We start from the raw sequence: 22,084 nt of genomic DNA on the forward strand, positions 1-22,084 counted from the left end.
ACGGAAGAGCAGCCTTGTAGGTTAGCTCTTTTTTTATGGTTGTTTTTCAATGAAACCAAGCTATTTAAAATTGAAAACGATATGAAATCCAGAAGTTTACAAAAAGGGGTTGAAAAACGACAAAGGTGTCGTTATAATTAAATCAAACAAAACGACAATAATGTCGTTATAATCTGGAGGGATCAGGATGAACGGTCTTTTAAAAAATAAGGGGTTTATCACCTTAATGCTGGCGCAGTTAATTTCAAGTATTGGTGACTGGTTGAGTGTTATTGCAATCATAACGATGGTTGGCTTGAAATGGGAGGCTTCTCCAATGGAAGTTAGCTTCATCATTCTATGTTTGGCGGTCCCAATGGCGCTTCTCGGACCATTTACCGGAACAATTGCTGACCGCTTAAACAGAAAAGCGTTAATGATTGTTTCAGACTTAGTGAGAGCAGGACTTATTTTAGTTCTTGCATTTGCTAGTTCGTTAGTGACTGTATATGTATGCCTCTTCATGGTCGGAATGCTCTCAGCAATATTTGTCCCGGCAAAGAATGGAAAGCTTAAAGAACTGATAGCTCAGGAAAATATGAAAAGCGCCATGTCCATTACCTCCATGATTGATTCAGGGACGAAGGTGCTGGGACCTTTGTTAAGCGGACTTCTGGTCGCGGCTTTTGGTACACAGCTGGTGTTCTTTATTGACTCCGGAACCTTTATCATTTCAGCGCTTCTGCTGCTCGCTTTACCAAAGGCATCAGCACCAGCAAGGAACGATTCAGATGGAAAAAATGGAGCTTCATTTAAAGAAGATTTTTTGGAAGGTATCAGGTTTATCAAGGGAAATCGTTTCTTGATTGTTGGGATTACGGTGTTAGGGGTGAGTCTGTTGATTTTACAGCTTTCCGACTCCCAAATCATCGTATTACTCAGGGAACTATCGAATGTTTCACCTGATCTCTTTGGTTATATTGTTACGGCATCGGGGGTCGGTATGTTTTTTACAGGATTGCTGCTGGCTAAAAAAACAGATTACAACGCTCTCATTCTATTGTTTATTGGAGTTTGTGGGATTGGGGTCAGTTTTAGTATGATGGCTGTATTGACTCAATTGGATTTAGCGCTTCCGGCTTTATGGGGGCCTGCTTTGGGATTGGTTGCTGGATTTTCTGCCGGATTGGTGTTCATCCCTTTCCAAGCTGCTGTCCAGACGGATACTCCAGTACACATGACAGGCAGGGTATTCGGCGTTTTAAATAGTGTAACTACCACGGCAACAATCATTGGGCCATTGGCTGGCGGGTTGCTTGCCACTGTACTGGGAGTCATCCCGACATTTGTGATTACTGGCTTATTGTTGGTTGGGGTCTCGATTATCGGATTGGTTTTTAAAAGTAAAATAGAACGGGGGAGAGCAAATGTCTCCGAAAGTCAGTCAGAAACACATGGAACAGCGTCGAGCTGAAATATTGAAGGCAGCACAGGAAGTTTTTATTGAATATGGTTACGAACGAGCTACAATGAAGCACATAATGGATGCTGCGAACGTCAGCAGAGGCGGACTGTATCAATATTTTTCAAGTAAAGAAGCTGTGTTTGAAACGATCCTGGAAGAATCACTAGCCATGGAGATAGATGATACGTTGGATATGGTAAAGGAAAATGCAACATCTTATTGGGATATGCTCATGAAAATCATCTTTGGCGAGGACGGAGAGCCTGATGATGATATGGATCCTCTGGCTCCGGCAAAACTTGAGTTTTTTATAATAGGAAGAAATGATGAACATAGGAGAGAATACGGGACAGTCCGATACAATAATGGCTTGAAATTGTATGCCCATATTATTGAACATGGACAAAGAAGCGGTGAATTCAGCACGAAATTCGATCATGAAATCATTGCCCGTTCGATCATTGCTTTCATCGACGGCTTAGCAGTAGAGGATGCCATGTTATCGAAGGAAGATTTAAAGATCAAAGAGCAATCGATCTTATTTGTGGAATATTTAAAAATGGCTTTAGGAATCGGCGATCATTCGACAAAAGGCGAATAAAGTATTGGCTTGGGTTGGCGAGAGTCCTAGCCTACTTTGCCACCTAGGTTATTTTGCTGGAGACCGGGCTTGCTTTGGCAATAGGGAGTGGTGTTATTCACCATTCCCTATTTTAATTGCTTTTCCAATAGTCTTAAAAGCTCTTGCCGGGAATCTATATTGCGAATCATTCTGTTAACCCGGATAGAGCTTTGCAGATACGCCCTCACATGCCGGTTAACAAAAAATAAACGACGGTACTTCTCGTCATCGTATATCTTTTTGAACCAGTCATGCTGATTCAACCGAGCGATATTCCGATCGATTTTTTGGGTGTTCAATGACTGACCGTACCCTGAACTGGCAAATAAGTCACCAATGAAATCGAATATGAAATGAAGAATAGGAATCTCTCCTTTATTTAAATAGTTTAATCAGTTTGGCAATACTTTTTTCTCCCGAAGATGGTTTCTGACTGTATTAAGTAATATTCCACAAAAATGTATTCTTTCCTGCGATCAACTGTCGGTCATGTTAAAATAGTACAAACAGCAAGGCTTGTATTGCTTTAACGTGGAAAACTTTGCTATGATCAGTATTATTATTGTCTGACGATTTAAGATGGAGGTGCTATTATGTCAAGGATTTCAGAGGAGCAGGTGAAGCATGTCGCGCACCTGGCGAGATTGGCGATTACCGAAAAAGAAGCGCAAATGCTGACCGATCAGCTGGATAAAATCATTACATATGCGGAGCAGTTGAATGAGTTGAACACGGACAATGTTGAGCCAACTGCACATGTACTTGAAATAAAGAATGTCATGCGTGAGGACCGTGCAAATGAGGGCCTTCCGCGTGAAGAGGTTTTGAAGAATGCGCCTGAGCACCAGGATGGGCAGATCAAAGTACCTGGAATTATGGAGTAGGAGGACCGGCGATGAGTTTATTTGAACATAAGATTTCGGAGATTCATGAGCTTTTACATAAAAGAGATCTAAGCGTTTCCGACCTGGTCGATGAATCGTTCAAGCGAATTGGCGAGGTTGAAGGCAAGGTCCAGGCATTTTTAACATTAGATGAAGAAAATGCAAGAGCAGCGGCGAAGGCATTGGATGAAAAGGCAGTGCAAAGCGCTCCAACCAATAAATTATATGGCCTGCCAATCGGAATCAAAGACAATATCGTTACAAAGGGTTTGCGCACGACGGCGGCGAGCAAGATTCTCGAAAACTTTGATCCTATATACGATGCGACTGTCATTCAGAAGCTGCAACAGGCAGAAACGGTGACCATTGGCAAGCTGAACATGGACGAGTTCGCGATGGGATCATCGAATGAAAACTCCGGCTTCAAGAAGACGCTTAATCCCTGGAATCTAGACCGTGTACCTGGTGGTTCTTCGGGTGGTTCAGCTGCATCGGTAGCGGCCGGTGAAGTGCTGTTCTCTTTGGGCTCTGATACAGGCGGATCAATCCGTCAGCCGGCATCTTTCTGCGGAGTGGTTGGTATGAAGCCAACTTACGGATTAGTTTCACGCTTTGGATTAATCGCATTTGCATCTTCTTTGGATCAAATCGGTCCAATCACACGCAATGTAGAAGACAATGCTTTTCTGTTAAAAGCGATTGCGGGACACGATGAAATGGATTCGACTTCCGCAAATGTGGACATCCCTGACTATATTGGTTCATTAACTGGTGATATCAAAGGATTGAGAATTGCGGTACCTAAGGAGTATCTTGGCGAAGGTGTTAATGAAGAGGTACGTAAATCGGTAATGGATGCTCTTGTGATCCTTGAACGTCTGGGCGCAACATGGGAAGAGGTCTCTTTGCCTCATTCTAAGTATGCTTTGGCTACATATTACTTGCTGTCTTCATCCGAAGCATCCGCGAACCTGGCTCGCTTTGATGGCGTTCGATATGGCTATCGTACACCAAACGCGGAGAACCTGATTGAAATGTATAAAAAGACCCGTGCAGAAGGCTTCGGCGAGGAAGTAAAGCGCCGTATCATGCTCGGTACGTTCGCTCTTAGCTCTGGCTACTATGATGCTTATTATAAAAAAGCACAGAAGGTCCGTACGCTGATCAAGCAGGACTTTGAAAATGTATTCGAGAAATACGATGTGATTGTCGGGCCGACTGCACCTACGCCAGCCTTCAAAATCGGCGAGAACACAACAGATCCGATGACAATGTACGCAAATGATATTCTAACGATTCCGGTTAACCTTGCAGGCGTGCCGGCAATCTCTATTCCATGCGGCTTTGATAAAGGGCTGCCGCTTGGCTTGCAAATCATCGGCAGTCATTTCAATGAAAGTACTGTATATAAAGTTGCCCATGCATTCGAGCAGGCAACAGATTTCCATAAAAAACAACCTGAGCTGTAAAGGGGTGAAGACGATGAAGTTTGAAACGGTAATTGGCCTTGAGGTCCATGTTGAATTAAAAACAGAATCGAAAATATTCTCGGCGAGCCCGAACCATTTTGGTGCTGAGCCGAATACAAATACAAGCGTGATCGACCTTGGGTATCCAGGGGTACTGCCTGTCGTGAATAAGAAAGCAGTTGATTACGCTATGAAGGCCGCTATGGCGTTGAATTGTGAAGTCGCAGAGCATACGAAATTCGACAGGAAAAACTATTTTTATCCAGACAATCCGAAGGCCTATCAGATTTCCCAGTTCGATAAGCCGATTGGCGAGAACGGCTGGATTGAGATTGAGGTCAATGGCTATAAAAAGAAGATTGGCATTACCCGTATCCATATGGAAGAGGACGCTGGCAAGCTGACGCACGGCAATGGCTACTCCCTCGTTGACTACAACCGCCAGGGAACCCCACTCGTTGAGATCGTATCGGAACCCGATATACGCACGCCGGATGAGGCATATGCTTATCTGGAGAAATTGAAGTCGATCATCCAATACACAGGAGTTTCCGACTGCAAAATGGAAGAGGGATCACTCCGCTGCGACGCGAATATTTCCATCAGGCCTGTCGGTCAGAAGGAATTCGGAACGAAAACCGAGCTGAAGAACCTGAACTCGTTCAACTTCGTCCGCAGAGGTCTTGAGTACGAGGAAAAGCGCCAGGAAGAGGAAATCCTCGCTGGCCGTGAAATCCAGCAGGAGACAAGACGCTTTGACGAAGCGAGCAACACGACGATCCTGATGCGTGTCAAAGAAGGATCTGACGATTATCGTTATTTCCCTGAACCGGATCTTCCTGACCTCTATATCAATGAAGAGTGGAAGGCGAAGATTCGTGCGGAAATTCCAGAGCTTCCAGACGAGCGCAAGAAGCGCTATGTCGAGGATATGGGATTGCCAGCGTATGACGCTGAAGTTTTGACTGTTTCGAAGGAAATGGCTGATTTCTTTGAATCGACTGTGAAGGCAGGAGCCGATCCGAAGCAGGCATCCAACTGGCTGATGGGAGAATTCTCTGCCTACCTGAAGGCTGAATCGAAAGAGCTTCACGAAACAACATTGACCTCCGAAGGACTTGCTGGATTAATTAAGCTGATTGAAAATGGCACGATTTCTTCCAAAATTGCGAAGCAGGTGTTCAAGGAATTGGTTGAGAACGGCGGCGACCCGGAGACAATCGTCAAGGAGAAGGGACTAGTCCAAATCTCCGACGAAGGAGCCCTACTCAAAATCATCACCGAAATCATCGACGCCAACCCGCAGTCTGTAGAAGATTTCAAAGGCGGCAAGGATAAGGCGAAAGGCTTCCTCGTTGGCCAGATCATGAAAGCCACAAAAGGCCAGGCGAACCCGCCATTAGTGAATAAATTGCTTGTTCAAGAATTAAATAAAAGATAATAGCGAAAGCTGACGATTTGTTCGTCAGCTTTTTTGTCGGTATTTCCCGGAAAATGATATAAGGGCCAACATCCTAATTTCCCATCTGTAATTCATGATTTAGTATGCTGCTAATCAAGGGATCCTGATCAGCAACGGACTGTTGGTGAAATTCACTATTGAATATTAAATAAACAGGTGTTAAATTCGTGTGCAGTTCTGGATACTGGTTCTTCAGTCCTTCCATATCATCTGAAATGTGAAAGGAATCGAGTTTTTCCTTTACTTCGTCAGGTATGTCTTACTTTTCTGACTCTCCACGTGGAACAATCGCCAGGACTGATAGTTTTTCTGGATTCTTTGAAAGGAAATCATTGTAAGGCGGCAGATCTTCTGTATCGGTTTAATATAAAATATGCTGATATACATTCCGACAGTGCTTATGTAATTTCCTGTAAGAATTTAGCGAGGAATGAAATAAAAATACCACAGAGAAAAGTTCTCTGTGGTATGGCTGTTATAATTTTAAGTTCTCGATACTCATGTCGAATTCTTTTTCAATCTCAGCATTTGGTTTGTAAGTTGCCAAGCTGACGACTACTGAAATAATCAGGTTGATGATGAAGCCTGGGACGATTTCGTACATTACATCGCTCAAGCCGAGATTGCTCCAGATAACCACTGTAGCCGCACCGGCAATCATACCGAGGATCGCGCCCCAGTTGGTCATCTTTCTCGAGTATAAGCTGAGGAGGATGATTGGTCCGAACGCTGCGCCGAAGCCTGCCCATGCGTAAGCAACCAGGCCAAGGATTGTGTCGTTCTGTACCCAGGCAAGTGAAGCGGCGATAATTGCTACTACGAGTACAGCCATACGTCCGAAAAATACGTACTGCTTATCTGATTTTTCTTTTTTGAATATGATCTTATACAAGTCCTCAGTCAGTGCGCTGGATGTAACGATCAGTTGGGACGAGATGGTGCTCATGATTGCAGCAAGTACCGCTGCCAGCATTAGGCCTGCAAACAATGGATGGAAGAAGAGTTGCCCGAGTACGATAAAGACTGCCTCAGGGTTATCTAGCTTCACATCAGGATTTTGTGTGAAATAAGCAAGACCTATCAAGGCTGTCACCATGGCTCCAATCAACGAGAAGATCATCCAGCCCATGCCGATTCTTCGGGCACTTTTTGTTTCTTTTATTGAAGTGATTGCCATGAAGCGGGTGATGATATGGGGCTGGCCGAAGTAGCCAAGACCCCATGCTGCAGTTGAAATGATGCCGAGAACAGTTGTACCTTTGAATAAATCAAGCAATGCAGGGTCGATAGAACGGATGGTATCGAACGTTTCTGCAGGTCCCCCAGTTTTTGAGAAACCGATTATTGGCACGAGCAGCAGGGCGAGAAGCATCATCATCCCCTGGATGAAATCGGTGTAACTTACCGCAAGGAAGCCGCCGAATAATGTATACGCCACAACAACAGCGGAAACGAGCAATAAGCCGGTATGATAATCAAGGTCGAATGAACTCTGGAAGAAAACAGCTCCGGCGACCATTCCGGAGGATACGTAGAAGGTAAAAAAGAGTAGGATAACAATTCCGGATACAATTCTTAAAAGCTTTGTATCATCTTTAAAACGGTTTTCAAGGAAGCTAGGAATCGTGATGGAGTCATTTGCTACATGTGTGTAAGAACGAAGTCGAGGTGCTACATAAAGCCAGTTGAGATAAGCGCCGACGGTCAATCCAATGGCAATCCATGCATTCGCTAAACCGCTAACATAAATTCCCCCTGGAAGACCCATCAAAAGCCAGCCGCTCATGTCAGCTGCACCGGCGCTCAGGGCTGTGACTGCCGGACCAAGTGATCTGCCGCCAAGCATGTAGTCAGTCAGATTGCTTGTTTTTTTGTAGGAGTACCAGCCGATATAAAGCATCGCGGCCATGTAAATCCCGATGGCAATGATTTGGTACATTTCATTGGACATAATCTTTCCCCCTTTATTATCGTGAAAAATCATTAAAAAAATATTGCTAATACAAATAATATTCTATCATTTCAATTAAATGAATAACAATCTCTTTTTTCTCTAAAATTACTATTCTATAAATAGTAATTTATTTTACTAATATATCTAGAGGGTAAAAGAATACCCATGGCTCGAGAAAGCCATGGGTAAAGGTTAAGTTTTAAGATCTTTTGGTGGCAGACGGTCGCCTTTCACTTTTTTATCATTGATTTTCGGTTCCTTGCCGCTAAAAAAGTTCTGCAAATTAGAACGATGGAGGAAAATTAAAAATAAAATAAAAGCAGTAAAGATCAGTGGTTCATTAATTTCCGGAGAGAAGAATGAATAAACGAGCATTGCAATTCCCACCGAGATCGAACCCATGAACACATACTTGGTCACCAATATGACGGCAAAAAAAGTCACATAAGCGGCCAAAAACATTCCGAAATCAACAATCAGTAGCGCCCCCGCAGTTGTGGCAATCGCCTTTCCCCCGCGGAATCCCGCAAATATAGGGAAGCAATGGCCTATTACCGCAACCAGTCCGGCATACAGCGGCTCAACTGAAGTATCGAATATCAGCGGTAGAGAAGCGGCTAGCATCCCTTTTGCGACATCGACAAGCAGCACGACAATGGCAGCCCGCTTTCCCATGACACGCAATGTATTCGTCGCGCCAGGGTTTTTGCTGCCATGATCCCTGATATCAACGTGGAAAAAATATTTGCCAATCAATAAAGCAGTAGGAATGGAACCAACCAAATAAGCTGCCAACAGACAAATCCAAGTCATATAGTGTCACCCTTTTAATCTAGTTAAAGAATTTTATTCTGAGATAGTCCTGGTCAGAAGGTTTATTTTACCGAGCCGATCGATTCTTGATAAGTATGTAAAAATCTTTCTGCCGCCTGATCAGCCTGGTGAGGATAAGGATAGTTAAGACTCTCGCCAACTTCGACAGCGAGCAGCCTAAAAATACTCATTGTTTCTTTCATGGCAAGGAACATACTGTTGCGGTCATAGATTGCGAACATCTTAGAAAAACAGCTTACTAGCCTCGCATCAGCCCAATTTTCAATAAAACGCCCATTATGCCAGGGGGAATTGCCCAGAACGGAGACTGCATGCCACTCAGCCATCACACGAACAAGATTCTTTAAGTTGCTGTCAAGGCATTCCTTTGCCACCCAAATTTCGCCCCGCAGCATTTTCTTGCTGACCCACACAACATGATACCAGAAGTCTTGAACAAGATTATCAAATTGAGTCTGTGTAGGCAGCAATTGAACCGGCGCAGAATCTTCGGGAACTATAATGCCGTTTGTAACGTCTGTTTTATCGAATAACACTTTGTATCCTTTCTGAAAAACCTGCTGGACTTCCTTTATTTGAAGCATTCCGGAAAAGTATTCAGGTGTGAGGATGACAAAGTCGACATCAAGATGGGGGTTGAACATGACACGGCGTTCAATCCCATCGCCTACCGCCGTTTTTTCTAAAAAGCTGATGGAATAAGAGTGGATGTTTTCCAGCCAGTCCTCCGAATCGATGAATTGTTCGGGTGTGTCCGTCAGTAAAATAATATCAAGATCTGACCATTCATCTGCCGGGACTTCAGTTCTGGCTCTCGAGCCAATGACGATTGCGGCTTGAATAGTCTCTTGTACTTTTGCCCAGTTTGTAAATCGGGTAATGAGGTCTTTATAGTTCATCATTTGCACCTCCATATCACGGTCGCTGTCTTCCAATTTATGTAACCATTCTCCTTGTATTGTAAAAAAGAATGAGTATGAATGGAAGAGTTTTTCGAAAAATACGATAGTTAACACTTTGGTTAAAAAGTAGATTTCTTTTTGGCAAATAGATTGAAATTAGTTTATGATATATCCGGTACTATCAATGTTTGGGTAATTGCCTCCATAGTCGTAATGGGCTATGATGTAAGAGAATGGAATTAAAAACCATATTAAGTAGGATGATGGGTATGAAAAGAGCAAGAATTATTTATAATCCGACTTCGGGTCGTGAAATTTTTAAGAAGCATCTTGCGGAGGTCTTGGTGAAGCTGGAGAATGCCGGCTATGAGACATCATGCCATGCAACGACAGGTGAGGGGGACGCGACGCAGGCTGCGAGGATTGCAGTTGAACGACGCTATGACCTGGTGATTGCGGCTGGCGGAGATGGCACGATCAATGAAGTGGTCAATGGAATCGCTGAACAGGAATACCGCCCGAAAATTGGCGTCATTCCGGTCGGCACAACAAATGACTTTGCGCGCGCGCTCCATATCCCGAGGGATATCGATGCTGCGGTCGACATCATTGTAAAAGGCGAAACGATTCCGGTCGATGTAGGCCGGATCAACGATAGATATTTCATAAATATTGCTGGCGGCGGCAGGATGACGGAGCTGACATATGAAGTGCCGAGCAAGCTCAAGACAATGCTTGGACAGCTCGCTTATTATCTAAAAGGAATTGAGATGCTGCCGTCCATTCGTGCTTCTGAAGTAGCAATTGAGTATGATGGCAAGCTGTACGAAGGTGAGGTCATGATGTTCCTCGTCGGGCTGACAAATTCCGTCGGCGGCTTCGAACGCTTGGCACCGAACTCATCAATTAATGATGGAATGTTTTCTTTATTGATTTTGAAAAAGACGAACCTGGCTGATTTTATCAGGATCGCCTCACTCGCTGTCCGCGGTGAGCATATCAATGACCCGGGCGTAATTTACACACAGGCAAACCGCATCAAGGTGCAATCCAAGGAAACTGTTCAATTGAACCTCGACGGCGAATACGGCGGCAACCTGCCAGCTGAATTCGAAAACCTGTTCAGGCACATCGAAGTCTACGTGCCACTCGACGAAATCCGCCCTGAAGACCGTCCGGAGAACCTGGAATTGAACTTTAAAGCAGAATAATGGGAAACCACTCCTGTATCGGAGTGGTTTTTTTGTGCTCTGAAATAGGGTATAGAAGGATATTCCTTAAACTTATGGTTTTATTCCTTAAAATTAAATTATATTCCTTAAATCTACAGATATATTCCTGGAAAGTTGAATATATTCCATAAATTTTGATTTCATTCCTAAAACAAAATTTATGGATGAATGGTCACCTTCCGATATGAAAAATTTGCCTGTAAAACATAAATGGAAGAAAATAATAGATAATAAGATAAAAGGATGTGGATACATAATGGGGAACAGGGCGTTGATCAATATCGACTATACATATGATTTCGTGGCGGACGATGGTCAGCTGACTTGCGGCGAACCAGGCCAGGCGATCGAGGAGAAGCTAGTCAGCATCACCAAGGATTTTATCAAAAATGGTGACTACGTTGTATTCGCGATTGATGTCCATGACGAGGGCGATGAATTCCATCCGGAGACGAAGTTGTATCCGCCTCACAATATCCGCGGTACGAAAGGGAGGGATTTGTACGGCAGCCTGCAGGGTGTTTATGAAGAAAATAAGCATCTTGACAACGTGCATTATATCGACAAAACGAGGTATTCTGCTTTTGCCGGGACGGATCTTGAGATAAAACTGCGTGAGAGAGGTATTACTGAAGTGCATCTTGTCGGTGTGTGTACGGATATTTGCGTCCTCCACACGGCAGTAGATGCTTATAATAAGGGATTTAAGGTTATTGTGTATAAAGATGCGGTTGCTTCCTTTGACCAGGTTGGCCATGATTGGTCGCTCCGCCATTTTGAGAGCTCGATCGGCGCTGAGGTAAAGTAGCCGCCATTTTGAGAGCTCGATTGGAGCGGAAGTAAAGTAACAGCCATTTTAAGGATTGATTAGTGCGGAGGTAAGTTCTCAATTAGATCAGCGGATTGGCCGCAAAGCTAATTTATTGGTGGCAGTAAATTTGGAGGTTTTTTGATGAGTACTAAATTCACAGACGATAGCTTAATGCTACACACGGACTTATACCAATTAAATATGATGGAAACTTACTGGCGAGATGGCGTCCATAATCGCCGTGCGGTGTTTGATTTATTTTTCCGGAAGCTTCCTTTTGGCAATGGCTATGCCGTTTTTGCCGGCCTTGAAAAAATCATTAATTATATCGAAAACTTTGGTTTTACAGAGGGTGATATTCAGTACTTGCGAGAGGAAGGGAAGTTTGATGAGGATTTCCTTGCCTTTTTAAAAGATCTGAAGTTCACTGGCTCGATTCGTGCAATGCAGGAGGGTGAGATTGTTTTTGCCAATGAGCCGCTGGTTAGGGTCGACGCGCCACTTGTTGAAGCGCAATTGATTGAAACGGCGCTGCTCAATATCGTGAACTATCAGACTTTGATCGCGACAAAGGCTTCACGGATCAAACAGGTCGTAAAAGATGAAATCGCGATGGAATTCGGGACTCGCCGTGCTCATGAATTGGATGCGGCGCTTTGGGGCACTCGTGCTGCTTATGTTGGCGGCTTTGATTCGACAAGCAATGTTCGTGCGGGCAAGCTTTTCGGAATTCCGATTGCCGGTACTCATGCCCACTCGATGGTCCAGGCCTATAAGGATGACTACACCGCTTTTAAAAAATACGCCGAAACGCATAAGGACTGCGTCTTCCTCGTTGATACGTATGATACGCTGAGATCCGGAGTGCCAAACGCAATCAAAGTAGCAAAGGAATTCGGCGATAAGATAAATTTTATCGGCATCCGACTCGATAGCGGAGACCTCGCTTACCTTTCAAAGGAAGCTCGTAAAATGCTTGATGAAGCAGGATTTAAAGATGCGAAAATCGTAGCATCCAGCGACCTGGATGAGTATACAATCATGAACCTGAAAGCCCAGGGTGCGAAAATCGATACTTGGGGAGTTGGCACGAAGCTGATCACCGCTTACGAACAGGCAGCCCTTGGAGCGGTTTATAAAATCGTCTCAGTCGAGCGGGGGGACGGAACGATGGAGGACACAATCAAGATTTCCTCCAATCCGGAAAAAGTGACGACCCCTGGCATCAAAAATGTCTACCGGATCATCAACAAAGCCAATAATCGTTCCGAGGGGGACTACATCACGCTTGAGGGTGAAAATCCGCAGCAGGAAAAGCGCTTGAAAATGTTCCATCCGGTCCATACCTTCATCAGCAAATTTGTTACCAATTTTGACGCGCGGGATCTGCATCACGATATCTTCAGGGAAGGCAAGCTTGTGTACACTCAGCCGAGCCTGGATGAAGTCCGCAGACATTCAAAATACTGCCTCGGAGTGCTATGGGAAGAATATACGCGTATGCTCAATCCGGAAGAATACCCAGTCGACCTCAGCCAGAAGTGCTGGGACAACAAGATGCGCAATATAGAAGAAGTGAAAGAAAAGGTCATGGAGATGACTGGAGAAAATATGTAATGTAAGCCCGTCTTCTCCGGGTGTAAGGAGGCTTTTTCAATATCCCCTGCTAATTACCTATTTTTACTAAAGGAATTCCCATAAAAATAAAGAATTATTAGAGAACGAATTCTTTTCTTTTACTAAGGGGGTGGCCGTGTGAATGACCAGGAGTGCAAGGTGGATTATGAACAATTCATTCCGAGAGAAACTGGCTTTATTTTCAAGTTTGAAAAAAAGAACAACACCTTCATCCATACATTTATTGAAGGCAAACTGATCGAAAAAGTGGGTCTTTGCCCTGAATTAGTAGTGGGAAAATCGTTGTTTGAGTTCCTTCCGGCGGATCAAGCTCTCCGCAAAGAGGCTTTTTATGAAAAGGCTTGGAATGGTGAGCATGTCAACTATGAAGGAAGTTTTGGCGGGGTTCAATACCTGGCCATCCTGAATCCTATTCGTCATAACGGAGAGACAGTGGAGGTTATTGGGACGACCATAGACATCACGAAGGAAAAAGCGAGAGAAAAACAGGTTCAGCAAATGGAGAAGCTTTCTGTAGTAGGAGAACTTGCCGCAGGCATCGCGCATGAAATCAGGAATCCGCTTACTTCGCTGAAGGGTTTTGCAAAAATCGTAAAAGAGAGCGTTTCGGATCAAACATTGGTGCCGTACCTGGACATCATGCTGGACGAAATGAACCGGATCAATGAAATCGTCAATGAGTTCATGTTCATTGCAAAACCAAGTGAAAATGTTTATTTTCAGCATACGAATTTTAATAACCTGTTGGCAGAATGTATTCACTTTATGGAACCGCAGGCCAACCTTAAGAGCATAAAGATTGAGTTCGGGTCCGAGGACGACATTTTTCTTGATTGCGACCGGAAACAAATGAAACAAGTGCTGATCAACTTGCTGCAAAACGCGATTGAAGCGACAGCAGAAAGCGGACATTTTATCGAAGTAAGACTGGAGGAAATGGGCCTGGAATCCGTTATGGTTACGATTGTCGATAAAGGCTGCGGAATATCGGAATCAAGATTTAAGCGTTTATTCGAACCTTTTTATTCAACAAAGGAAAAAGGGACCGGACTAGGGCTGATCATCTGCAAAAGGATTATTGACCTTCACCGGGGACATATAGATATTGAGAGCAAGCTTGACGAGGGCACAACGATCAGAATCAGTTTGCCAAGACTTCATAGTGTCGATTTGTAGAAGATTGCTAAATAGCTGAATGCCTTGTTTCTTTAGGAAGCAGGGCATTTTTGCTGTCGTTTGCTGGGGATTATCTGTTACAATGAAGGAGATTTCCCCTTTATCCCCTCAATTTTTCTCACTGAAAGGAGCCACCCCAATATGCTGCAAAAAGCCCATGAATTATTGCAAAATCATTTTGGATATTCCTCATTCCGCCTTGGCCAGGAACAGGCGATCACCTCTGTACTTGAAGGAAACAACACGGTCTGTGTCATGCCAACCGGCGGTGGTAAATCGATTGTCTATCAAATCCCGGCGCTCGTGCTGCCTGGAACAACCATCGTCATTTCACCGTTGATCTCACTGATGAAGGATCAGGTCGATACGCTCACACAGCTTGGCATTCCGGCAACATATATCAATAGCTCGCTGACCGCGGGTGAAGCTGCCGCACGAATGGATGACGCAAGGAACGGAAAGTACAAGCTGTTGTACATCGCTCCCGAGCGTCTTGGGTCCTGGGAGTTCATCGATGACCTGCAGAACATGGAAATACCGCTGATCGCCGTCGATGAAGCCCACTGTATTTCGCAGTGGGGACATGACTTCCGCCCGAGCTATCTGCAGATATCGGGACTCGCTGACCGTCTGCCACGAAAGCCGATTGTCCTTGCTTTGACGGCAACTGCAACTCCTAAAGTACGGGAAGATATTTGCGCGTCTTTAAAAATAAACCCGGAAAATACAGTGATTACAGGATTCGAGCGCAGCAACTTAAGTTTTTCCGTGGTAAAAGGTCAGGATCGCCAGGCGTATTTAAGGGATTTTATCAAAAAGAACGAAAAGGAAGCCGGCATCATTTATGCAGCGACAAGGAAGATTGTCGACCAGCTTTATGAATCGCTGCAAAAGGAAGGCTTCAGTGCCGCCCGCTACCATGCCGGCATGAAGGATGAAGATCGAAACGGCGAACAGGAACGATTTTTACAGGATGAAGCTACTGTGATGGTTGCAACATCAGCCTTCGGTATGGGAATCGATAAAAGTAATATCAGATATGTTCTTCACTTCCAGCTGCCAAAGAATATGGAGAGCTATTATCAGGAAGCCGGCCGTGCCGGTCGTGACGGCTTGGACAGTGAATGTGTCGTGCTGTATTCTTCACAGGATGTCCAGGTGCAGCGCTTCCTGATCGACCAGTCAGCTGACCGCGAACGAATTGCGCCTGAGCTAGAAAAATTGCAGCAGATGGTCGGCTACTGCCATACCGAAGAATGCCTGCAATCCTATATCCTTCATTACTTTGGCGAAACAGAGACGGTGGCATGCGGACGCTGCGGCAATTGTACAGATAGCCGGGAGACCCAGGATGTCACGAAGGATGCGCAGATGGTGCTGTCGTGCATCATACGGATGGGGCAGAAATACGGAAAGGCTATGACAGCTAATGTCTTGACTGGCTCGCGTAATAAAAAGGTGCTTGAGTTCCGCCTCGATAAATTGCCGACTTACGGATTGATGAAGGATCGGAATGCCAAACAGGTCAATGACCTGATCGAATTCCTGATTTCACAGGAGCTGATTGGCGTCGAGCACGGCACCTACCCGACGATTTATGTACCGGAAAAAGGGAAGGATGTCTTGCTTGGAAAAATGGAGGTTTTCAGGAAGGAAGCCGTGCAAATCAAGCAGGTTTCCAATGATGACCCATTATTTGAAGAGCTGCGGGAGTTGCGGAGAAATGTAGCCGCGGCAGAAAAAGTCCCGCCGTTTGTGATTTTTTCAGATTCCTCGCTGAAGGATATGTGCCTGAAGTTGCCGCTGACGGATGCAGAGTTCCTTAATGTCGCTGGAGTGGGAGAACACAAGCTGCAGAAGTATGGCGCACCTTTCATTCAGCGGATAATTCAGTTCTGCGAGGAGAATCCCGAGCGCCAGCCAGTGATGAATGCTGTTGCGGAGCCGGTGAGGAAACCGGCAAAGAAAGCCGTCGGAGATTCCCATCTTGAAACATATAAGCTGCATCAGGAGAAATTGTCGGTGTCCGCGATTGCCTCTAAGCGCGAGCTGGTCGAAAGCACGGTGGAAAACCATCTGATCCAATGCATCCAGCAGGGTATGGAAGTCGATTATGACCTGCTGATACCTGCTCAGTATATCGATGACCTGGAGCGGGCCGTGGCAGAAGCCGGCCGCGACAAGTTAAAGCCAATTAAGGAATTGCTGCCTGATAAAGTCAGTTATTTTATGATCAAAGCATTTCTATATATGTCTAAAAAGAAGGTCCATTGATAAGAGACGAAGCCCGCTGGCTTCGTCTTTTTTATGGCCATATGCCCGAAACAAGAGAAGCTCGTGGATTACGGTCATAAGATGGCTGGACATGTGCCCGAAACAAGAGAAGCTCGTGGATTATGGTCACAAGATGGCTGGATATGTGCCCGAAATTAGAGAAACTCATTGATTACGGTCACAAGATGGCCGTACATGTGCCCGAAACAAGAGAAGCTCGTGGATTACGGTCACAAGATGGCCGGACATGTGCCCGAAACAAGAGAAACTCGTTAATTACGGTCACAAGATGGCTGGATATGTGCCCGAAACAAGAGAAACTCGTTGATTACGGTCACAGGATGGCTGGATATGTGCCCGAAACAAGAGAAGCTCGTGGATTACGGTCACAAGATGGCCGGACATGTGCCCGAAACAAGAGCAACTCGTTAATTACGGTCACAAGATGGCTGGATATGTGCCCGAAACAAGAAAAACTCATTCATTTCGGCCACATGGTGTTGGGAACAGTATAATGTCACTCGGTTAACCAGGTGCGAATCCTGACAAACTGAATTTTAACAAGGAAAAAATACTTTTCTGAAAAATTAAAAATGGTAAAATATAACTAGTGCTAAAAAGAGGGTTGGTGTTAGAATGCATCCAATTACAGTTATTGAGATATTGTCGGCCATAGGGTTAATCATACTGATTATGGGAGTTAGTTATTTTTTACCCAGAAAAAAGCGAAAAACTGCTATAAAGATCATCCTGATTGTGATAGTCGTAGAGCTGGCTTTCTTTGCAATTCGTCCTCTTTGGATCAACTATCATCGCGGAATCAAAACGGAACAGCTGACTGACTACCTGGAGAAGAGGTATCCGGGAGAGGAGTTCAAGATCAGTTATCGGACGAGCAGGAGCTATAATCCATATCATATGGATGTCAGGTTCGCCAATGAGCCGGGCTGGAGTTACTCTTATTCTGTAAATGAGAATGAGATCAAACAGGTGGATATTGGTGTGCCGGATGCGGAACTGCCTGAAGAAGGCCGGCATTATGAGGGTTTGGGAGATTGAGAGAATGATTGTTGGAGAATAGCAGCTTTTTATAAAATACAGTGCATCAGGAGGCTTCATGGTTTATTTCAAAAAGGCAATCGAGCAGTTTGTGTTATGGATCGTCTGCGTATTTTTGTTTATCGGGATTTTGTTTTTGCCTGCTAAAACTGATTTTGAGACAGGACCGGGCGGACAGTTCAAATCCGCAAGCTATGATTATGAATTGGACACTCATATAAAAAATATCACCGGTTTCTTTGCTTATGTAAAAGAGAATCCAGACCTTGGAGAGTTTGTCCCTGGCCAGTCATACGCGAATCGGATTGGAGGCAAGGCGTGGAAGAGCTTGCTTTTGATTGTTCCGACTTTGATTCTGGCCTATATTTTTGGTGTGTTAAAGGGGATTTTCGATTTTCGGATGCAGAGAAAAAAGCTCAACTTCCTTGGGAATGGGACGACATGGCTGTTCATCTCAATGCCGGACCTATTTTTCATCATCATTATCCAGATCGGCCTGATGTATTTATATGAAAAAGGTCTGTTTTTCCATGTGACGCTATACGGCAGTGACAAGCTGGAAACCTATGTTGTTGGGATTCTATTTTTGCTGATTTATCCTGTTTTCTACCTTGCGAACATCACCAATGTAAGTTTGCAGGAGCAGGAAGGAAATGATTACATCCGGACTGCGAAGTCAAAAGGAACTCCCAGCATGAAAATATTGTTTCTACATATTTTGAAAAATGCATTTCCTAGAATACTGGCGCAGGCGAATACCATCACTCTCTATGTACTTTCGAATCTATTTATTGTTGAAAAATTAATGGATTTTCAAGGTGCGGCGGACGGTTTGTTTGATGCGGTACTAAGGGGCACAGGCTTCAGGATCGGACTTGATATTATGGTAGACGGCATTTCGGCAACGGGTTATACGATCTTTTTTGCCACGATCATTCTGGTTGCGAATTTGATCGCGCAGATTTTTAAAAGCCTTGTTTCCCCGGTTTCCCAGGAGATGAATCATGAATAAATCATTACTATTTGGCTTGATTATATTGTCTATTCTAGTGGTTATAGCATTTGTGGCACCATATCTTCCATTCGTGGATACTTCTTTGAAAGAAACAGTAATGAGGCAGAAGGAAGACGGTGGATTTGAACTTCCTCCATTCGCACCATCCGCGGATTATCCAATCGGCTCGGATGCAAATGGCAAGGATTTATTGAGCAGGGTGCTGCTGGGTACGAAAGAAACACTGTTAACCATCCTGGCGATCGTGCTGATTCGTTATATCATTGCGATTCCGTTGGCGATGGCAAGCTTTTATTCGCGATTCTTGCAAAGAATACTGATCGTATGGAATCGATTGTTTTCATTTATGCCGCCGATTTTCTTTGTCATTTTGTTAATTGGCACACCGTTCATTACTTTTTCGAGCAACCGTTATCTCTGGATTATGCTCGTGCTCGCTTTGATTGAAGCGGGAAGGGTTGCCGATGTTTTTTTCCAGGGAATGGTCAATATATCAAAAAAACCTTATGTCGAAGCGGGAATTGTTGCTGGCTCTTCGCCGGTATCGATGCTGAAAAACTACTACTGGCCGCCGTTAAGACCTTTTTTCATCGTCCAGTTTTTCTCAGACCTTGGGAGAACGTTATTTCTCATCGGCCAGCTAGGGATCGTAGACATCTTTTTGAGTGTCGAATTCGTTTCCCAGCTCAGTGGAGGGTATAAGGCCATGAATACCTCCAATGTCTGGCCGACCTATTTCGCGGAGATTACCCACCATATTTGGTCACATCCGTGGCTCCCTATTACCGGGACCATTGCGATTGGGATCACCATTCTTGCTTTCTCAATGACAAGCAGCGGGTTGCAGCGATATTATGACAAAAAGTATAAAAGAGCGTAAATGATGGAGAGGTGAACAGACACTTCTCCATTTTGTTTGAAAGTAGGTCAATTAGTTTATCAATTAATGTAACCTTTTGCTCGGTTCTCCAGACAAATATAATGAAGAGTGAATTCAACAGGAGGGTCGGAGAATGAAAAAATTATTAATGATATTGCTGCTTGGGTTGCTGGTTACAGGGTGTGGAACGGGGAATAAGGTTTCAAAAGATAATCAGGATGATGGTAAAAATGGAGGAGGTGCTGGAATCGTGGCGGGAGAGATGGCTGCAAGCTTGACGGAGAAGAGCCCGCTGGTTTTTCAATATGAGGTGAAGAATCAGACGGAGGAAGAAGTGACTCTGGAATTTACGAGCTCGCAAAGATACGATTACTCGGTGAAAACGAAGGATGGAAAAGAAATATTTCTTTTCTCAAGCGTCGCCTCCTTTTTGCAGGCACTGGGGGAAGAGACGGTGAAGCAGGGAGAGTCATTGACCTATGAAATCGACCTTCATGAGCTTAAGCTTGGAAAAGGCGATTATATTTTGACCGCCTGGATGACACCGAAAGACGGCAAAAAATTCGAAGTGACGAAGGAATTTACCGTAAAGTAGGGGGCAACCATGGTGAAGGCAATTAAATTCTTTTTCGTCTTCTTAATTGCCCTGTCAGTTAGCATGGCTGGCTGTGCAAATGAACAGGTTTCTGACGAGGGATTTATTTTAGAAGTTAACGACAATTCCATCCTTGTCGCGCAAGATATCAGTCTGGAAAGATACAACGAGCTCAAAGGTGTCTCGAGTGAGGCTTTGATCGACCAAGGCGGTTTGAAGTTAATCAGGCTGACATATGAAAAAAGTGGTGAGTTTCAAAGAGGCGACCTAGTAAAGTACTGGATTGAGGGCGGTGTGAAAGAAAGTTACCCAGAGCAGGCAAAAGCGAAGAAGGTAGAACGTAAATAAGTTTTTCAGGGCCGGTGCTTTTCGCAATCCGGCCTTTATTATGATAAAATCTGACTTAGCTAATTTACAGCAAAGGACGGAAACGATGAGCAAAACGATACCGGTTAAAAAGAATGATTTTATAGATGTAGAATTTGAGGATTTGACGCATGACGGAGCGGGAGTTGCCAAGGTGGAGGGCTACCCGATTTTTGTCCAGGGCGGACTTCCTGGCGAAAAAGCAAAGATCAAAGTAACCAAGGTGAATAAGGGTTACGGCTTTGGACGCCTGATGGAGATTCTTGAAAGAAGTACGTTCAGAGTAGAGTGTCCTGCTGAGGATGCCCATAAATACGGCGGCTGCCAGCTTCAGCATATCAGCTATGAAGGCCAGCTGAAGTATAAGGAAAACCAGGTGAAGCAAGTGCTCGCGCGAATTGGCAAGCTTGAGGATGTCATGGTACACCCGATTTTGGGGATGGACAAGCCTTGGCACTACCGTAACAAAGCGCAGGTGCCGGTTGGAGAGAAGGATGGCAGGCTGATTGCAGGCTTTTTCAAGCCGCGCAGCCATGAGATCGTTGATACGAACGAAAGTCTGTTGCATCTTCCTGAAATTAATGAAGCAGTCCAGGTGGTAAAAGAGATTGCGAGTGAACTCGGAATCCAGCCATACGATGAGGAGTCCCACAAAGGTGTACTCCGCCACATCATGGCCCGTTACGGGAGACAAACAGGAGAGCTGATGGTTGTCATTGTGACCAGGACGAATGAGATTCCGCAGCGGAACAAATTGGTGGAGGAAATCGTCGCAAGGCTCCCTAAGGTGAAATCAATCGTCCATAACGTGAACTCGAAGAAAACGAATGTCATCATGGGAGACAAAACAGAGGTCCTCTGGGGCAGCGAAGTCATCTATGACTATATCGGTGACGTCAAGTTCGCCATCTCCGCGCGTTCATTTTATCAGGTCAACCCTGAACAGACAAAGGTGCTTTACGACAAAGCGCTTGAATACGCAGGACTGACTGGTGAAGAATCCGTCATTGACGCCTATTGCGGCATCGGCACGATCTCGTTATTTTTAGCGCAAAAAGCCAAGAAGGTATTCGGCGTCGAAATCGTTCCCGAAGCCATCGAAGACGCCAAACGAAACGCCGAACTGAACGGTATCACCAACGCCGAATTCGCAGTCGGTGAAGCTGAAACAGTCATTCCAGCCTGGTACGAAGAAGGAAACAGCGCAGACGTTTTAGTCGTAGATCCTCCACGCAAAGGCTGCGACGAAGCCTTGCTGCAGACCATTATTGATATGAAACCAAAGAAAGTTGTGTACGTATCATGCAACCCAGCCACCCTGGCCAGAGATTTGCGAATTCTTGAAGATGGCGGGTATAAGACAGTTGAAGTACAGCCAGTTGATATGTTTCCGCAGACGACGCATTGTGAAGCGGTAGCGAAGATTGTACTTGCATAATTTGGAGAGCCTTATCCATTAGCGGATAA

At 44.7% G+C, this 22,084-nt stretch carries 20 protein-coding genes; 17 read left to right on the top strand and 3 right to left on the bottom strand.

From position 1 onward, the window contains the following. The first annotated feature begins 187 nt into the window (after positions 1–187). From DYI25_RS17565 to gatB, 5 genes are all read left to right on the top strand, one after another. Entirely contained in the window at positions 188–1,453 is a 1,266-nt protein-coding gene (locus DYI25_RS17565; RefSeq protein WP_213371369.1) for an MFS transporter, read from the top strand. Next, a complete protein-coding gene (locus DYI25_RS17570) occupies positions 1,407–2,045 on the top strand; it encodes a TetR/AcrR family transcriptional regulator (RefSeq protein ID WP_213371371.1) in 639 nt (212 codons plus the stop codon). The genes DYI25_RS17565 and DYI25_RS17570 overlap by 47 nt, the downstream gene beginning before the upstream one ends. A gap of 614 nt (positions 2,046–2,659) precedes the next feature. Beyond that, positions 2,660–2,950: an Asp-tRNA(Asn)/Glu-tRNA(Gln) amidotransferase subunit GatC gene (gene gatC / locus DYI25_RS17575; RefSeq protein ID WP_213371373.1), complete on the top strand. Its 291-nt coding sequence runs from the start codon at positions 2,660–2,662 to the stop codon at positions 2,948–2,950. A gap of 11 nt (positions 2,951–2,961) precedes the next feature. Next, entirely contained in the window at positions 2,962–4,419 is a 1,458-nt protein-coding gene (gene gatA / locus DYI25_RS17580; RefSeq protein ID WP_213371375.1) for an Asp-tRNA(Asn)/Glu-tRNA(Gln) amidotransferase subunit GatA, read from the top strand. Between the two features lie 13 nt (positions 4,420–4,432). Continuing rightward, positions 4,433–5,860, top strand: coding sequence for an Asp-tRNA(Asn)/Glu-tRNA(Gln) amidotransferase subunit GatB (gene gatB, locus DYI25_RS17585; protein WP_213371377.1), 1,428 nt, complete (start codon positions 4,433–4,435; stop codon positions 5,858–5,860). Positions 5,861–6,356: 496 nt separating this feature from the next. On the opposite strand, the gene putP is transcribed toward gatB, so the two are convergent. The 3 genes from putP to DYI25_RS17600 form a co-directional block, all read right to left on the bottom strand. Next, the gene (gene putP, locus DYI25_RS17590; protein ID WP_213371379.1) at positions 6,357–7,832 is read right to left on the bottom strand and encodes a sodium/proline symporter PutP; all 1,476 of its coding nucleotides are present in this window, start codon (positions 7,830–7,832) and stop codon (positions 6,357–6,359) included. 195 nt (positions 7,833–8,027) lie between these two features. Next, a complete protein-coding gene (plsY, locus tag DYI25_RS17595; RefSeq protein WP_213371381.1) occupies positions 8,028–8,648 on the bottom strand; it encodes a glycerol-3-phosphate 1-O-acyltransferase PlsY in 621 nt (206 codons plus the stop codon). Positions 8,649–8,710: 62 nt separating this feature from the next. Beyond that, entirely contained in the window at positions 8,711–9,571 is an 861-nt protein-coding gene (locus tag DYI25_RS17600; protein ID WP_213371383.1) for an aminoglycoside 6-adenylyltransferase, read from the bottom strand. 269 nt (positions 9,572–9,840) lie between these two features. On the opposite strand from DYI25_RS17600, the gene DYI25_RS17605 reads away from it, so the two are divergent. From DYI25_RS17605 to rlmD, 12 genes are all read left to right on the top strand, one after another. After that, on the top strand, positions 9,841–10,782 hold the full coding sequence (locus DYI25_RS17605; protein ID WP_213371385.1) for a diacylglycerol kinase: 942 nt from the start codon (positions 9,841–9,843) through the stop codon (positions 10,780–10,782). A gap of 277 nt (positions 10,783–11,059) precedes the next feature. Beyond that, the gene (locus DYI25_RS17610; RefSeq protein ID WP_213371387.1) at positions 11,060–11,611 is read left to right on the top strand and encodes a cysteine hydrolase family protein; all 552 of its coding nucleotides are present in this window, start codon (positions 11,060–11,062) and stop codon (positions 11,609–11,611) included. Positions 11,612–11,755: 144 nt separating this feature from the next. Then, the gene (locus DYI25_RS17615) at positions 11,756–13,231 is read left to right on the top strand and encodes a nicotinate phosphoribosyltransferase (RefSeq protein ID WP_213371389.1); all 1,476 of its coding nucleotides are present in this window, start codon (positions 11,756–11,758) and stop codon (positions 13,229–13,231) included. Between the two features lie 138 nt (positions 13,232–13,369). Next, on the top strand, positions 13,370–14,428 hold the full coding sequence (locus DYI25_RS22745; RefSeq protein WP_213371391.1) for an ATP-binding protein: 1,059 nt from the start codon (positions 13,370–13,372) through the stop codon (positions 14,426–14,428). A gap of 141 nt (positions 14,429–14,569) precedes the next feature. Further along, complete coding sequence (gene recQ / locus DYI25_RS17625) at positions 14,570–16,702, top strand: DNA helicase RecQ (RefSeq protein WP_213371393.1); 2,133 nt, start codon at positions 14,570–14,572, stop codon at positions 16,700–16,702. 122 nt (positions 16,703–16,824) lie between these two features. Further along, positions 16,825–17,217 (top strand): hypothetical protein, encoded by a 393-nt coding sequence (locus tag DYI25_RS17630; RefSeq protein ID WP_213371395.1) that lies wholly within the window; start codon positions 16,825–16,827, stop codon positions 17,215–17,217. A 121-nt stretch (positions 17,218–17,338) separates the two neighbouring features. Beyond that, complete coding sequence (locus DYI25_RS17635) at positions 17,339–17,761, top strand: DUF3139 domain-containing protein (protein ID WP_213371397.1); 423 nt, start codon at positions 17,339–17,341, stop codon at positions 17,759–17,761. Positions 17,762–17,819: 58 nt separating this feature from the next. Then, positions 17,820–18,773, top strand: a complete 954-nt coding sequence (locus DYI25_RS17640; protein WP_213371399.1) for an ABC transporter permease subunit — start codon at positions 17,820–17,822, stop codon at positions 18,771–18,773. Continuing rightward, positions 18,766–19,656, top strand: coding sequence for an ABC transporter permease subunit (locus tag DYI25_RS17645; protein ID WP_213371401.1), 891 nt, complete (start codon positions 18,766–18,768; stop codon positions 19,654–19,656). Before DYI25_RS17640 ends, DYI25_RS17645 begins: the two co-directional genes overlap by 8 nt. Positions 19,657–19,789: 133 nt before the next feature. After that, the gene (locus DYI25_RS17650) at positions 19,790–20,251 is read left to right on the top strand and encodes a BsuPI-related putative proteinase inhibitor (protein WP_213371403.1); all 462 of its coding nucleotides are present in this window, start codon (positions 19,790–19,792) and stop codon (positions 20,249–20,251) included. A 9-nt stretch (positions 20,252–20,260) separates the two neighbouring features. Then, a complete protein-coding gene (locus tag DYI25_RS17655; protein WP_213371405.1) occupies positions 20,261–20,599 on the top strand; it encodes a DUF3221 domain-containing protein in 339 nt (112 codons plus the stop codon). Positions 20,600–20,684: 85 nt separating this feature from the next. Beyond that, a complete protein-coding gene (rlmD, locus tag DYI25_RS17660) occupies positions 20,685–22,055 on the top strand; it encodes a 23S rRNA (uracil(1939)-C(5))-methyltransferase RlmD (protein WP_213371407.1) in 1,371 nt (456 codons plus the stop codon). Positions 22,056–22,084: the final 29 nt, after the last annotated feature.

The sequence above is a fragment of the Mesobacillus boroniphilus genome, from assembly GCF_018424685.1.
Lineage (GTDB): Bacteria > Bacillota > Bacilli > Bacillales > Cytobacillaceae > Mesobacillus > Mesobacillus boroniphilus_A.

Excerpts from the sequence above, each read along its gene's own strand:
- DYI25_RS17640 (WP_213371399.1), top strand. The coding sequence starts at position 17,820 with ATGGTTTATTTCAAAAAGGCAATCGAGCAGTTTGTGTTATGGATCGTC.
- DYI25_RS17605 (WP_213371385.1), top strand. The coding sequence starts at position 9,841 with ATGAAAAGAGCAAGAATTATTTATAATCCGACTTCGGGTCGTGAAATT.
- gatA (WP_213371375.1), top strand. The coding sequence starts at position 2,962 with ATGAGTTTATTTGAACATAAGATTTCGGAGATTCATGAGCTTTTACAT.
- gatC (WP_213371373.1), top strand. The coding sequence starts at position 2,660 with ATGTCAAGGATTTCAGAGGAGCAGGTGAAGCATGTCGCGCACCTGGCG.
- DYI25_RS17655 (WP_213371405.1), top strand. The coding sequence starts at position 20,261 with ATGGTGAAGGCAATTAAATTCTTTTTCGTCTTCTTAATTGCCCTGTCA.
- DYI25_RS17570 (WP_213371371.1), top strand. The coding sequence starts at position 1,407 with ATGTCTCCGAAAGTCAGTCAGAAACACATGGAACAGCGTCGAGCTGAA.
- DYI25_RS17610 (WP_213371387.1), top strand. The coding sequence starts at position 11,060 with ATGGGGAACAGGGCGTTGATCAATATCGACTATACATATGATTTCGTG.
- DYI25_RS17630 (WP_213371395.1), top strand. The coding sequence starts at position 16,825 with ATGGTCACAAGATGGCTGGATATGTGCCCGAAATTAGAGAAACTCATT.
- DYI25_RS17645 (WP_213371401.1), top strand. The coding sequence starts at position 18,766 with ATGAATAAATCATTACTATTTGGCTTGATTATATTGTCTATTCTAGTG.
- plsY (WP_213371381.1), bottom strand. The coding sequence starts at position 8,648 with ATGACTTGGATTTGTCTGTTGGCAGCTTATTTGGTTGGTTCCATTCCT.
- DYI25_RS17650 (WP_213371403.1), top strand. The coding sequence starts at position 19,790 with ATGAAAAAATTATTAATGATATTGCTGCTTGGGTTGCTGGTTACAGGG.
- recQ (WP_213371393.1), top strand. The coding sequence starts at position 14,570 with ATGCTGCAAAAAGCCCATGAATTATTGCAAAATCATTTTGGATATTCC.
- DYI25_RS17635 (WP_213371397.1), top strand. The coding sequence starts at position 17,339 with ATGCATCCAATTACAGTTATTGAGATATTGTCGGCCATAGGGTTAATC.
- DYI25_RS17615 (WP_213371389.1), top strand. The coding sequence starts at position 11,756 with ATGAGTACTAAATTCACAGACGATAGCTTAATGCTACACACGGACTTA.
- putP (WP_213371379.1), bottom strand. The coding sequence starts at position 7,832 with ATGTCCAATGAAATGTACCAAATCATTGCCATCGGGATTTACATGGCC.
- gatB (WP_213371377.1), top strand. The coding sequence starts at position 4,433 with ATGAAGTTTGAAACGGTAATTGGCCTTGAGGTCCATGTTGAATTAAAA.
- rlmD (WP_213371407.1), top strand. The coding sequence starts at position 20,685 with ATGAGCAAAACGATACCGGTTAAAAAGAATGATTTTATAGATGTAGAA.
- DYI25_RS17565 (WP_213371369.1), top strand. The coding sequence starts at position 188 with ATGAACGGTCTTTTAAAAAATAAGGGGTTTATCACCTTAATGCTGGCG.
- DYI25_RS17600 (WP_213371383.1), bottom strand. The coding sequence starts at position 9,571 with ATGATGAACTATAAAGACCTCATTACCCGATTTACAAACTGGGCAAAA.